A 12,985-nucleotide genomic window follows, 5' to 3' on the forward strand; every position below is an offset into this window, starting at 1 on the left:
GGTTGGGTTGTCACTGCTGGAATGCGGGCAATTTCAGAATGGCAGCCACTGCCGCCCTGCCCGCACGGTTCGCCCCGATGGTGGACGACGACGGCCCGTAGCCCACGAGGTGCACGCGCGGCTCGGCTGCCACCTGGGTTCCGTCCATGGCGATCCCGCCGCCGGGTCCCCTCAGGTGCAGCGGCGCGAGGTGTTCAAGCTCCGCGCGGAAGCCGGTGGCCCACAGGATCACATCCGCCCGGAGGAGGCTGCCGTCGGTGAGGCGGACGCCGTCGGGCTCGATGGACGTGAGCATGGGCTGCCGCCGCAACGCGCCGCGCTTTTCCGCAGCCTGCAGGGCAGGTGTCCGGATCAGGCCGGTCACGGCAACAACGCTCTGCGGGGGCAGTCCCAGCCTGACGCGCTCCTCCACGAGGGCGACGGCGTCGTGCCCCGCTTTTGCGTCGAAGGTGGCGTCACGCCATTCGGGCTCGCGGCGGGTGAACCAGCTGGTGGTGGTGATCCGGGAGATCTCATCCACCAGCCCGACGGCGGAAATCCCGCCGCCCACCACAATGACGTGTTTACCGCGGAACTCCTCAGCCGAGACGTAGTCGGCCACGTGCAGCTGCCGGCCGAGGAAGGTGGCGCGGCCCGGATAGATGGGCCAGAAAGGCCTGGTCCAGGTGCCGGTGGCGTTAATGACGGCTTTGCCCGTCCAATCGCCGTGATCGGATCTGACCAGAAGGCGGCCGGCCGGATCCGTGTCTTCCCTGGCAACGGAGGAGACCTTGACCGGGCGCAGGACTTCAATCCCGAGTTGCCGTTCATAGGCCTCGAAGTACCTGCTCAGGAATTCTGAGCTGGGTTCCGCCGGGTCCACATCGGGCTTGGCAATTCCGGGGAGGTCGCTGATGCCGTTCACCGTTTCCATGATCAGGCTCTTCCAGCGGTGCCGCCACGCACCGCCCGGGCCCTGCTCGGCGTCGAGGATCGTGTATCCCAGCCCCCGGCGCTTCAGGTGGTAGGCCGCGGAAAGACCCGCCTGCCCGGCGCCGATGACCACAACGTCGGTGGTTCCGTTTTCCATGTCCGCAGGCCGGATTCCGCTAGACCTTCTTCACCACGGAGGATTTCAGCTGCATGGGCCCCACTCCGTCCACCTTGCAGTCGATGTCATGGTCTCCCACGCCGTCGACGAGCCTGATGCCGCGGACCTTGGTTCCCACCTTGATCACACCGGAACTTCCCTTGATCTTCAGGTCCTTGACCACCGTCACGGTGTCCCCGTCCGCGAGGACGTTGCCCACCGCATCCTTGATGATCCGCGGCCCCGGTTCCCCGTCGTCGGGCGCCGTCCCGGGGGCCCACTCATGGCCGCACTCCGGGCAGACCAGCAGCGCACCCATCTCGTAGGTGTGGACACTGGCACATTCCGGGCACGGCGGCAGGGACTCATTCACACCCCCATGATAATCGGGCCGCCGCACTGACAGGCGCGCGCCGCCGTCGTACTGTTGGGCCATACCTGAAGAAAGGCACCGAGCATGGCAACGGAGAATCGGGCAGCGCCGCTGCTGGCGAAAGCACTGGGCATCGTCCTGGGTACAGATGAGATACCACTGAGGTTACGTGCGTGGGACGGTTCAGAGGCGGGGCCGCCGGATGCACCCGTGCTGGAGTTCAGGCACCGCCGGGCGTTGCGGCGGATCCTGTGGTCGCCCGGTCAGCTGGGGCTGAGCCGCGCGTATGTTGCCGGTGACATTGACGCGCCGGGCGACATCTTCGCCGCCTTCACCGCCCTGAGCTCGGTGGGTAAGTTTTCCGAGCCCGGTCCCTTCCGGCCGCTGACGCCCCGCGAACTGGGCACACTGATGCGGACGGCGGTCCGGCTCGGGGCGGTGGGACCCAATCCTGCGCCCCCGCCCGAAGAAGCAAGGATTACCCGCAAGGGCCGGCTCCACACGCGGCAGCGGGATGCTGCGGCAATTTCACACCATTACGACGTCGGCAACGACTTTTACGCCCTCGTGCTCGGTTCATCGATGGTGTACTCGTGCGCTGTGTGGAGTGAGGCTTCGGCCGCCGGCACCGAGGGGCTCCCGGCGGGTCTGGACGCTGCGCAGCGGGCCAAGCTTGACCTGGTCTGCCGGAAGCTCGGCCTCCAGCCCGGGATGAGGGTGCTGGACGTGGGCTGCGGCTGGGGCAGCTTTGCCCTGCACGCTGCACAGAATTACGGGGTCACGGTCGTTGGCGTGACGCTGTCCTCCGAGCAGGCCGTGCTTGCACGCAAACGGGCCGCCGAGGCGGGCCTGACCGAAAACGTCGACATCCGCGTGCAGGATTACCGGGATATCGATGACGGGCCGTTTGACGCGATCAGTTCGATCGGCATGTCCGAGCACGTCGGCCGGGAACAGACGCCGCGCTATGTGGACACGCTGCACTCGCTGCTCCGGCCTGGGGGCCGGCTGCTCAACCACGCCATCTCCTGGAATGCCGGGCCAACCAAACCCGACCCCGACTCCTTCATCCCGCGCTATGTGTTCCCGGACGGCGAAATGCTGGGCCTCGGCGAAATGGTTACCGCGCTCGAAGGCGGCGGGTTCGAGATTCTTGACGTGGAGGCCCTGCGGCAGCACTACGCCCTGACTTTGCGGGCATGGGTGCGGCGGCTGGAAACCAACTGGGACGAGGCAGTTGCCCTCACCAGCTTGGGCCGGGCCAGGATCTGGCGGCTGTACATGGCCTCCAGCGCCCTCGGATTCGAATCCGGCCTGACCGGAGTCAACCAGATCCTGGTTCAACGCGCCGGCGGTGCGCAGCCGCCGTTGCGCCGGACGGACTGGATCTAGCTGCCCGGTCCCGGCCGGCAGGCGGATAATCAAAAAGAGCCACCCCTGGGGGTGGCTCTTTTTGTGGACGGATGGTCCGGCTTGGTGGAGCTGAGGGGACTCGAACCCCTGACCCCCTGCATGCCATGCAGGTGCGCTACCAGCTGCGCCACAGCCCCAAACCGTTGTTCCCCCGGCCTTTCGGGCCGCTCGAAGCAACCTGATTAGCTTAATGGAAATCCGGGCCGTGCGCCAATCGGAGGGCGAGCTGGCCGGGCGGTCAGCTGCGGCGACGGGAGAAGTCCCCGCCGATGGGACTTCTCCCCCGGGAACGCGGGCGGGAAAAGACCACATGAGGGGGAATTGTGTGTCGCCAGCGCGGGCGTAACGGGCAACAAAAAAGTCCGCCGGAATCTTTCGATTCCGGCGGACCATCCGGTGGAGCTGAGGGGACTCGAACCCCTGACCCCCTGCATGCCATGCAGGTGCGCTACCAGCTGCGCCACAGCCCCGGACCTTCGCTGCCCCGTGATCTCCGGAGCAACTCAAATATCTTAGACCAGCATTTCCGAAAATTCCAAATCGGGCATATTCGGGCCGGTAAGGCCGGTTATTCGGATTCCGAAGCGGCTGATGCCTTCGCGGATGCGTCGTCGGCAAGCTGAAGGTCGACGACGGGGCAGTCCTTCCAGAGGCGCTCCAGGGCGTAGAAGACGCGGTCTTCCTCGTGCTGGACGTGGATCACGATGTCAGAGTAGTCCAGCAGTACCCACCGGCCGCCGGCGCGGCCTTCGCGGCGGACCGGGCGGAGATCCTGCTTGGAGAGTTCTTCTTCAATGCCGTCCACGATGGCGTTGACCTGGCGTTCGCTGGGGGCCGATGCGATGAGGAAGACGTCCGCCAGGGCGAGGCGTTCGCTGACATCGAGCGCCACAATGTCGTGGGCGATCTTGTCCGCGGCGGCCTTGGCGGCGTGGCGGGCTGTGGCGATGGATGAATCTGATGCAGTCACGGGACTCCTTGTAGTTTTCTAAAGTTTTGTAGGGGGCGCAGCCGGTTAGCGGGAGAGACCGGTGGCGATGAGGATGACGCCCGAAATGAGGGCCACAATTCCGAAGACCAAAACGATGACCTGCATGAGCCGGAGCCGGTTGGCGCGGGCCAGGCCTGCCGTTGCCGCGTCCAGCGGTTCCAGCCCATGGGCGGAGCGTGCGGGTACGCGGTGCATGTCCTCGAAAAGACCTTCAGCCTCGGCCGAAGTATCGTCCGGCACTGCTGAAACCAGGCGCTTTGGCTCTGACGCCGCCCGGGCGGCAGCTTCGGCCCGGGCGATGACCCGGGAACGGCCCGACGGGCTCCCCGCTGCCGGTGCGGCGCCGGCCTGCCTGGATGCGGGAGAGGGCCGGCGGTTCTTGCCGCCTGGCCGGACTTTGGCTCCAGGCTGGGTCTGCACAGGCACGTAGGTGGTCGCCGGCGGTTTCATGACCGGCCGGTCGACACCCGGAACCTGGACGAATTCAAGCGGCGTAACCATGGCCAGGTTGTCCGCGGTTGCGGGACCCGACTGACCGGTGGCGGGACCTGGCTGAGCGGCCGGCCGGCCGGCAGCGGTCTGGGCGGACACGGCCTGGGTGGCTGCCGCCCGCCCGTGGGGGGCCTGTGCCTGGGTGCTCTGTGCCTGGGGGCTCTGTGGAGCGGAAGCCACCGCCTGCTCGGCCAGCTTCTGCTTGGCCATGGCGCGGCGGTTCAGGACGGCGGCACGCTCCGCGAGGGCGATCTGTTCCGCGAGGATGTCCGGGTCCACTGCCTCGGGGTCGAGGGAGGCGATGTGCTCCATTTTGGCAAGCTGGTTCTTCGCCTGCTCGGCAATGAGGGCACGCGTCGCCAAGGCCTGCTCCACGCTCATGCCGTCCGGCAGGCCCGTTCCTCCGGCGGGAGTTGACGGAGCGGCTGCCGGGGTACCCGGTGCGGGAGTGCCGACGGTGGAAGCCCTGCCTGCTGCCGTGCCGGGTGCCTTACTGCCGGGTACCGGGGTGCCTGGTGCCGGAGCACCGGGTGCGGTGGCCGGGGAGCCTGGAGCAGCCGGAAGCGGCTTGCCCATCGGGGCGGCGATGATGGGGTTCGCTGAGGTGACAGCCTGTTCCTTGAGTTGCTGGAGCCTCAACTGCCGCCGGGTGGGAGGACCGCCCGCCGAAAGCTGCCCTTCCTTTTCTTCAAGTTCCTTGATGGTGCGCAGGGCGGCACGGTCCCGCGCCCGGATTTCCGATGACCGCTGGGCCTGTGTTTTTTCCGGGACTGAATCCACCGGCGCGTCGGCCGCGCGGCGTTGTTTTGAGGCAGGCGAAACCTGGCCCGGGACCGTGGACCCGGTAGCCGTCTTCTCATCTCTGGCCTGCCGCAGTTCGCGGCGGCTGCGGACGGGGGGCTGTTCCTGACTCATTGAAAACTCATTCAGTACTTGCTGGCTCGTCTGTTTCGGTAAGTTGCTCAGCTTCGGGCGGAAAACCCTCGGCGTACAGCCCATATTTGGCGATGTATTGCACCACTCCGTCCGGTACCAGGTACCAGACGGGATTGTTCGCGGCCACCCTGGTGCGGCAATCCGTGGAGGAGATGGCCATGGCGGGCACCTCCAGCAGGCTGACGTCCTTCCGGCCCATCCCGTCGAGCACATGCCCCGGCCGGGTCACGCCGACAAAGTGGGCCAGCGACCACAGCTCATCGATGTCTTTCCAGGACAGGATCTGTGCCAGGGCGTCCGCGCCGGTGATGAAGAACAGGTCCGCATCGGGGCGCTGGGTCCGCAGGTCACGCAGGGTATCGATGGTGTACGTGGGGCCAGGCCTGTCGATATCCACCCTGCTGACGGTGAACCGGGGATTCGATGCAGTAGCGATCACCGTCATGAGGTACCGGTGCTCAGGCTTGCTGACGTGTTTATGCGTCTTCTGCCATGGCTGGCCGGTGGGGACAAAGACCACTTCATCCAGGCCGAACTTGGCGGCCACCTCACTGGCCGCAACCAAGTGGCCGTGATGGATGGGATCAAAAGTCCCGCCCATCACGCCCAGGCGCAGCCGTTCTTTCGCACCTTCACGGTGCAGAACACGGGAAATGTCAGTGGCCTTGGCCGCGGTCGTGCTTGTTGGGGTGCTGGCGGTGCGGATCGGCGTGCTCTTCGGTCGCGGTGTGGCGGTTGCCCAGGTTGGAGTAGGACAGCGTGATAAACATCAGCGCCAGCAGGATCGCGAACATCACGCCGCCGATCACGAACGGTGGCGCTATGAGCGGGGCCGCTTCCTCATGTTCAACGGCGGCGGCAACGGTCATGGCGATCTGCTGGAGCAGCATTTTCTCCCCTAGGGTTCAAGGATGTGGGCAGCGGATCTTCCCGCCGTTCCGGACTTCTGTCTATGTTACCGCGTTGTTAGCCGCGGACCTGGCCCTCGCCCTGCACGATCCACTTGGTGGTGGTGAGCTCGGTGAGGCCCATCGGGCCGCGGGCATGCAGCTTCTGGGTGGAGATGCCCACTTCGGCACCCAGGCCCAGCTCCCCGCCGTCGGTGAACCGCGTGGACGCGTTGACGATCACGGCCGCCGAGTCGATCTCCGCAATGAACCGTTCCGCGTTGGCCAAGTTGTTGGTGAGGATCGCTTCGGTATGGCCGGTGGACCAGGTGCGGATGTGCTTCACCGCGTCATCGAGGCTGTCCACCATGGCCACAGCGAGATCGAGGTCCATGTACTCGGTACCCCAGTCCTCATCCGTGGCGGGGGTGGATTCGATGGAAGCAGGCAGGGCGGCGCGGATGCGATCGTCCGCGTGAAGGGTGACGCCGGCACCGCGCAGTGCGGCGGCAACGGCCGGCAGCACCGTGGAGCGGGAGTGGACCAGCAGCGTTTCCACGGTGTTGCACACGCTGGGCCGCTGGGTTTTTGCGTTCAACAGAATGTCCACTGCCATCTCTTCACTGGCGGATTCGTCGATGAAGATATGGACGTTACCTTCGCCGGTCTCGATGACGGGAACGGCGGCGTTCAGCACAACGGACTGAATCAGGTCCCGGCCGCCGCGGGGAATCAGGACGTCCACACGGCCACGCGCCCGCATCAGCGCGTTGGCTCCTTCCCGGCCGTACTGGTCCACCGTCTGCACGGCGTCCGAGGGCAGGCCAACGCTGTTCAGGGCGTCACGGAGCACCTGGACCAGGGCTTCATTCGTGGCGGCCGCAGCCGTGCCGCCGCGGAGGATGACGGCGTTGCCGCTCTTCAGCGCGAGGCCGGCGATGTCAACGGTCACGTTGGGACGGGCTTCGTAGATAGCTGCCACCACGCCCATGGGTACGTTAATCTGGCGCAGCCGCAGGCCGTTGGGCAGGGTCTGGCCGCGGACCACGTTGCCTACGGGATCCGGCAGCGTGGCCAGGTTCTCCAATGCGTCCACCAGCCCGGTGATCCGGGCGTCGGTAAGGGTCAGCCGGTCCAGCATGGCCGCCGAGGTTCCGTTCGCCTTGCCTGCCGCCACGTCCTTGGCATTGGCCGCCAGGATGATGCTCTTGCGTTCCAGGAGGGCGGCGCCGATGGCGCGGAGGCCGCGGTCCTTCCAAGCCCGGTTGGCGCGGGACATCCGGCGGGCTGCCTGCTTGGAGCGGTCAGCAATGGCGTGGACGGCAGCCTCGACCTCCTCCGCCGACACGGACACTGCAGTCTTCGGCGACGCGGCATCCGGCGCCTTCGGGGCATCGGAGAGTCCCGTGTTGTCTCCGGAAGTCGCAGCAGTAGCGTGGGTCAGTGCCTCAGTCATGATCCAAGTTTAGGCGAGTCAGGGCCTCAGACCAGCACCAGGTCATCAACGTGAACAACTTCACGGTCATAGCCGCGCCCCAGGGCCTTGCCCAGTTCCTTCGTGGACCGGCCCAGCATTTGGGGTAACTCTGCCGCGGAGTAGTTGACCAGGCCGCGGGCGATGACCGTGCCGTCCATGCTGACCATTTCAATGGCGTCCCCGGCTTCAAAGTCGCCTTCGACGGCGGAGATGCCGGCCGGGAGCAGGGAGGTGCGGCGGTGGCGCACTGCCTTGACGGCGCCGTCGTCGAGAATTAGCCGTCCCCGGACCGAGGCAAGGTGTGCCAGCCACAGCAGGCGTACGGGCTTGCGGGCGCCGTTCACCGTGAACCAGGTGCCAACATCCTCACCGGCCAGCGCTGCCGCGGCATTGGTGGTGGAGGTGACCAGTGCGTGGATGCCGGAGCCGGCAGCTATGGTGGCGGCCTCGACTTTGGTGGTCATACCCCCGGTGCCCACCCCGGCTTTGCCTGCCTTGCCGATGGTGACGCCGTCGAGGTCCTGCGGGCCTTCCACCAGGGGAATCCTCTTTGCCCCGTGGGCGGGCGGCCCGTCATACAGGGAGTCGACGTCGGAAAGCAGCACCAGCGCGTCGGCCCGAACCAGGTGCGCCACCAGGGCAGCGAGCCGGTCATTGTCGCCAAAACGAATCTCATGCGTTGCGACGGTGTCGTTTTCGTTGACGACCGGCACCACACCCAGGTTGACGAGGCGGTCCAGCGCGCGGAAAGCGTTGGTGTGCTGGCTCCGCCGCATCAGGTCATCGGCCGTGAGCAGCACCTGGCTGACGGTCACGCCGTGGGCACCGAAGGCCTGCGTGTAGCGGGCCATCAGCAGGCCTTGGCCCACGCTGGCCGCAGCCTGCTGCGTGGCCAGGTCACGCGGCCGCTTGGCGAGGCCAAGCGGCGCGAGTCCGGCAGCGATGGCGCCCGATGAGACCAGGATGATCTCCGTACCGGCGTTGCGCTTGGCCGCCAAGGCATCTGCCAGGGCGGTCAGCGCCTCCTCCGAAATGCCGCCTTTGATGCTGGTCAGCGACGACGAACCCACTTTGACAACGATCCTGCGGGCGCCGGCGAGCAGGCTGCGGTCGGCGGTCCGCTGTCGCGGTGCCGCCGTGGCAGAACTACTGGTCATCTTCTGCGCCCAGTCCACTCTCCTTGAGCGGCTTGGCGACGCGGCGGCTGCTGACCGATTCGGTCCAGATTCCAGCCTTGCGCTCGGCCTCGAGCTCGGCACGCGCGGCGGCCTTGGCATCCTTGCGTTCCTGCTGCTCCTCGCGCTTCTGGCCGCGGGTGGGGCGGTCGCCGATATCGGCGAACCGGACATCGGTGCCGCGGGGTGCAGCGAGGAGTTCCGCGCCGGCCATCATGGTGGGCTCCCAGTCGAAGACGACGCCGTCGTCCTCGCCGATCACCACAGTGTCACCCGGTTTGGCGCCCTGCTTGAACAGTTCGTTTTCCACGCCCAGCTTGGCGAGGCGGTCGGCGAGGTAGCCGATGGCTTCCTCGTTGGTGAAGTCGGTCTGCTTGACCCAGCGCACGGGCTTGTCACCGAGGACGCGGAACAGCGGCTCCAGGTTCTTCTCTTCGCGGCGGATCTTGAAGCCTGCTTCATTGACGGCGCGGGGCCTCAGGACCGGCGGCTGGACCTTCGGCGGTGCGGCTGCGAGGGTGTCGCGGGCGGCCTGGACAATTTCGGCCATGGCGAAGCCGAGTTGGCGGAGGCCTTCGTGGCTCGTCGCCGAAATTTCGAAGACCCGGTAGCCGCGTGACTCCAGCTCGGGACGCACGAATTCAGCCATGTCCTTGCCGTCCGGCAGGTCCACCTTGTTCAGAGCCACCAGGCGGGGGCGGTGGTTCAGCGGAACCACGTCGCCGTCCGTGCCGGCGTAGCTCATGTCAACCGCGTACTTTTCCAGTTCGGCTTCGATGATGGCCAAGTCCGAAAGCGGGTCCCGGTCCGCTTCCAGCGTGCCGCAGTCCAGCACGTGCACCAGGGCGGCGCAGCGCTCCACGTGGCGCAGGAAGTGGTGGCCGAGGCCCTTGCCCTCGCTGGCGCCTTCTATGAGTCCGGGGACATCGGCGATGGTGAAGCGGACATCGCCCGCCTGGACAACGCCCAGGTTGGGGATCAGCGTGGTGAAGGGGTAGTCGGCGATTTTGGGCCGGGCCGCAGACATGGCGGCGATCAGGCTGGACTTGCCCGCGGAGGGGAACCCCACCAGCGCGATGTCCGCGATGGACTTCAGCTCCAGGACGATGTCGCTGGACTCCCCTTCGATGCCCAGGAGCGCGAAGCCCGGGGCACGGCGCTTCTGCGACGACAGTGAAGCGTTGCCGAGGCCGCCCTGGCCGCCGGCGGCCGCAACGTATTCGGCGCCTTCGCCCACGAGGTCAGCCAGGACGGTGCCGTCCTTGGACTTGACCACGGTGCCGTCGGGCACGGGCAGGATAAGCGTCTCGCCGCTCTTGCCGCCGCGCCAGTCCCCCATCCCGGGTCCGCCGTTGGTGGCGTGGCGGTGGGGGGCGTGGTGGTAGTCCAGCAGGGTGGTGGTCTGGTGGTCGACGCGCAGGATGACGTCGCCGCCGTCGCCGCCGTTGCCGCCGTCGGGACCGCCCAGGGGCTTGAACTTCTCGCGGTGGACGGAGACACAGCCGTGGCCGCCGGTACCGCCGGATACGTGCAGTACTACCCGGTCTACAAAGCTCGCCACGTGGATCTCCTCAGTGCTGTTTCCTGGACGCCCGCAGGCGCCAAGATGATTGTAATGCGGTTAAAAGAACAGTGGAGCGGACCAAATGGCCCGCTCCACCGCTTCAGAACTATTTGTTACTCTGCAGCTGCAGCGGTAACGATGTTGACAACGCGACGACCGCGGCGGGTGCCGAATTCGACAGCTCCCGGGGTCAGTGCGAACAGGGTGTCGTCTCCGCCACGGCCAACGCCGGCGCCCGGGTGGAAGTGGGTGCCACGCTGGCGGACGATGATCTCGCCTGCGGAAACTACCTGGCCGCCGAAGCGCTTGACGCCGAGGTACTGGGCGTTGGAGTCACGACCGTTGCGAGTGGAGCTCGCGCCTTTTTTATGTGCCATTTGAAATGCCTGCCTCTAAATTCTGGGGAATCTGCTGAAAACCTGAACAGTAACGAAGGTTACTTGATACCAGTGATCTTGACCTTGGTCAGTTCCTGACGGTGACCTTGGCGCTTCTTGTAACCGGTCTTGTTCTTGAACTTCTGGATGACGATCTTCGGACCACGGAGGTCGTTGAGGATCTCAGCCGTAACAGTTACCTTGGCCAGGTCCGCAGCTGCGGAGGTGACCTTGTCACCGTCTACCAGGAGCAGGGCGGGCAGCTCAATGGTGCTGCCAGCTCCACCGGCGACGCGGTTGAGGGTAACGAAGTCTCCAACGGAGACCTTCTCTTGCCGGCCGCCTGCGCGGACAATCGCGTACACCACTTGGGAACTCACTTCTCTCGACGTTTATAACTAAATTTGCGTGCGGGCCCGGAACCAAAACTGGCTGGGATTCCCGCTGTGCCTCAACGCCGTGGGATCATAACCCAAGTGTTGGCGTAAGCACCGAAGATCTAGAATACGCTAATTTCGCCTTCGGCTGCAAATGAGGCTGGTTACGGCCGGTCGTCTGTGATAGGTCCCACTAGTGAACCGTCCGGACAATCCGAAACCGTGCCTGACTATCATACCGGCTGCAGACACCGCAGCCGTTCAGGCGTGCAGGCGCGGCGCGTCGAAGAAATCCAGCTCGAATCGGCAGGAGTGCCTGAACGCCTGAAGCATTGCGGCCTGTTCGTCCGCGGACGCCTTGCTGCCGGCCTCGCCGGCCATCGCGATCGCTTCGCGGGTTGCCTGAGCGAAGTCCTCGTCGGCATAGGTCCGCAACCATTCGGCATAGGGATGGGCTTCGGGTGCGCCCGCTGCCAGGAACTGCGCATGCAGGGTCTGGCCCACTTCCGCGTAGAGCCAGAAGCACGGCAGGACTGCCGCCACCAGCACGGCGTAGCTGCCGGCGGCGGAGGCCGCAAGCAGGTGATCCACGTACGACTTGGTGACCGGGCCCAGGGTGCGCTCCACCGTGCGGGTGCTGAGCCAGGTGCGATGCAGCTCGGATTCGACCTCGAGGCACTGTTGGGCGGACCTGGCCCAGAACAGCTGGGCGGCCTCCGTAGGCGCCAGCGCGCTGGCCCGGGCCAGGGCACGGGAATAGCCGTTGAGATAGATGGCATCCTGGGCGAGGTAGTAGGCGAACTGGTCCTCTGCGAGAGTGCCGGCCGCCAGCCCGCGGATGAATTCGAGCCGGTAGATGGCGTCCAGGTCGGGGGCCGCCGCCCGGCGAAGGGTCGCAGCGAAATCTTTGCCGGTGAGTTCCGCGGCTGCGGATTGGGCTGCGGGATCCCCTGCTGCGGATTCAGCCGGAACCGGCGCACCGCCAACAGGTTTCCCGCCGGCCTCAGGCTGGTGGAAATGGTGGAAATGGTTAATTGGGCCGCTCCCGCTTCCCACCTCCAGCAGCCCGGACGCCTGAAGTGCACCCGCGAGCCAGGGCTTTACCTCCCGCAGTGACGCCTCCCAGTCCCCCAGCCTGGCCTGCGCCGTGGCCATGGCCGAGGACAGCGAGCAGCCGGTGCCATGGCTGTTGCGGGTGGGAATCCGGTCTCCGGCCACTTCCACCACCGGGCGTGACAGCAGCCCCCCGGCGTTGACGAGGGCATCCGGGCACGCACCGCCGTCGAGATGGCCCCCCTTGACCAGGATGGTGGCGCCGGTGGCAGCGGCCAGGCGCTTGCCCTGTTCCAGCGCGGTGGCCCAGCTGTGGGCGCGCGGCGCGGCCACAAGGATCGCCAGTTCGGCGAGGTTGGGCGTGATCAGGTCCGCCAGCGGCAGCAGGGTCCGCAGGGCAGCCTCCGCGGATTCTTCCAGCAGCCGGTCCCCGCTGGTGGCCACCATGACCGGATCCAGAACAACGACGGCGGGACGCACCTTTTCGAGCCAGCTGCGGACGGTGTCAATCACCTCCGCGTTGCCCAGCATGCCGATCTTGACGGCGTCGATGGTGATGTCATCACTGATCGCGTCAAGCTGCTGGCGCAGGAATCCGGCCGGCGGCACGTGGACATCCCGGACTCCCCGGGTGTTCTGCGCGGTCAGGGCGGTGATGGCTGCCATGCCGTAACCGCCCAGGGCGGCGATGCTCTTGAGGTCGGCCTGGATGCCTGCCCCGCCGGACGGATCCGATCCTGCGATGGACAGCACCCGCGGAGTATGTCGCACCCCCGCCGCCGCCGAGGATTCCGGTGCAGG

Annotated in this window: 13 protein-coding genes and 2 tRNA genes; 1 reads left to right on the forward strand and 14 read right to left on the reverse strand. The window is 66.4% G+C overall.

The window, feature by feature from the left end; all coding sequences use genetic code 11:
* Positions 1-10: 10 nt before the first annotated feature.
* Positions 11-1,069 carry an FAD-dependent oxidoreductase gene (locus SBP01_RS10855; RefSeq protein WP_275215722.1) on the reverse strand — a complete coding sequence of 353 codons (1,059 nt, stop codon included), beginning with the start codon at positions 1,067-1,069 and terminating at the stop codon, positions 11-13.
* 19 nt (positions 1,070-1,088) lie between these two features.
* Complete coding sequence (locus SBP01_RS10860) at positions 1,089-1,442, reverse strand: zinc ribbon domain-containing protein YjdM (RefSeq protein ID WP_275215721.1); 354 nt, start codon at positions 1,440-1,442, stop codon at positions 1,089-1,091.
* 84 nt (positions 1,443-1,526) lie between these two features.
* Here SBP01_RS10860 and SBP01_RS10865 point away from each other — a divergent pair, with 84 nt between their 5' ends.
* Positions 1,527-2,834, forward strand: coding sequence for a class I SAM-dependent methyltransferase (locus SBP01_RS10865; RefSeq protein WP_320535793.1), 1,308 nt, complete (start codon positions 1,527-1,529; stop codon positions 2,832-2,834).
* Between the two features lie 82 nt (positions 2,835-2,916).
* Here SBP01_RS10865 and SBP01_RS10870 read toward each other — a convergent pair.
* The 12 genes from SBP01_RS10870 to SBP01_RS10925 all read right to left on the reverse strand — a co-directional run bounded on the left by SBP01_RS10870 (position 2,917) and on the right by SBP01_RS10925 (position 12,937).
* A tRNA-Ala gene (locus SBP01_RS10870) sits at positions 2,917-2,992 on the reverse strand.
* 260 nt (positions 2,993-3,252) lie between these two features.
* A tRNA-Ala gene (locus SBP01_RS10875) sits at positions 3,253-3,325 on the reverse strand.
* A 98-nt stretch (positions 3,326-3,423) separates the two neighbouring features.
* The gene (rsfS, locus tag SBP01_RS10880; protein ID WP_275215719.1) at positions 3,424-3,825 is read right to left on the reverse strand and encodes a ribosome silencing factor; all 402 of its coding nucleotides are present in this window, start codon (positions 3,823-3,825) and stop codon (positions 3,424-3,426) included.
* A gap of 45 nt (positions 3,826-3,870) precedes the next feature.
* Positions 3,871-5,253 (reverse strand): hypothetical protein, encoded by a 1,383-nt coding sequence (locus tag SBP01_RS10885; RefSeq protein ID WP_320535794.1) that lies wholly within the window; start codon positions 5,251-5,253, stop codon positions 3,871-3,873.
* A 7-nt stretch (positions 5,254-5,260) separates the two neighbouring features.
* The gene (gene nadD / locus SBP01_RS10890) at positions 5,261-5,875 is read right to left on the reverse strand and encodes a nicotinate-nucleotide adenylyltransferase (RefSeq protein WP_320535795.1); all 615 of its coding nucleotides are present in this window, start codon (positions 5,873-5,875) and stop codon (positions 5,261-5,263) included.
* 55 nt (positions 5,876-5,930) lie between these two features.
* Entirely contained in the window at positions 5,931-6,164 is a 234-nt protein-coding gene (locus SBP01_RS10895) for a hypothetical protein (RefSeq protein ID WP_275215717.1), read from the reverse strand.
* A 76-nt stretch (positions 6,165-6,240) separates the two neighbouring features.
* A complete protein-coding gene (locus tag SBP01_RS10900) occupies positions 6,241-7,617 on the reverse strand; it encodes a glutamate-5-semialdehyde dehydrogenase (protein WP_275215716.1) in 1,377 nt (458 codons plus the stop codon).
* Between the two features lie 26 nt (positions 7,618-7,643).
* Entirely contained in the window at positions 7,644-8,795 is a 1,152-nt protein-coding gene (gene proB, locus SBP01_RS10905; RefSeq protein ID WP_275215715.1) for a glutamate 5-kinase, read from the reverse strand.
* Positions 8,785-10,374, reverse strand: a complete 1,590-nt coding sequence (obgE, locus tag SBP01_RS10910; protein WP_275215714.1) for a GTPase ObgE — start codon at positions 10,372-10,374, stop codon at positions 8,785-8,787. The genes proB and obgE overlap by 11 nt, the downstream gene beginning before the upstream one ends.
* 116 nt (positions 10,375-10,490) lie before the next feature.
* Complete coding sequence (gene rpmA, locus SBP01_RS10915) at positions 10,491-10,754, reverse strand: 50S ribosomal protein L27 (protein WP_120949928.1); 264 nt, start codon at positions 10,752-10,754, stop codon at positions 10,491-10,493.
* A 59-nt stretch (positions 10,755-10,813) separates the two neighbouring features.
* On the reverse strand, positions 10,814-11,122 hold the full coding sequence (rplU, locus tag SBP01_RS10920) for a 50S ribosomal protein L21 (protein WP_255769572.1): 309 nt from the start codon (positions 11,120-11,122) through the stop codon (positions 10,814-10,816).
* Between the two features lie 270 nt (positions 11,123-11,392).
* Entirely contained in the window at positions 11,393-12,937 is a 1,545-nt protein-coding gene (locus SBP01_RS10925; protein ID WP_414004215.1) for a bifunctional hydroxymethylpyrimidine kinase/phosphomethylpyrimidine kinase, read from the reverse strand.
* Between the last annotated feature and the right edge of the window lie 48 nt (positions 12,938-12,985).

This window comes from Pseudarthrobacter sp. IC2-21 (assembly GCF_034048115.1).
Lineage (GTDB): Bacteria > Actinomycetota > Actinomycetes > Actinomycetales > Micrococcaceae > Arthrobacter > Arthrobacter naphthalenicus.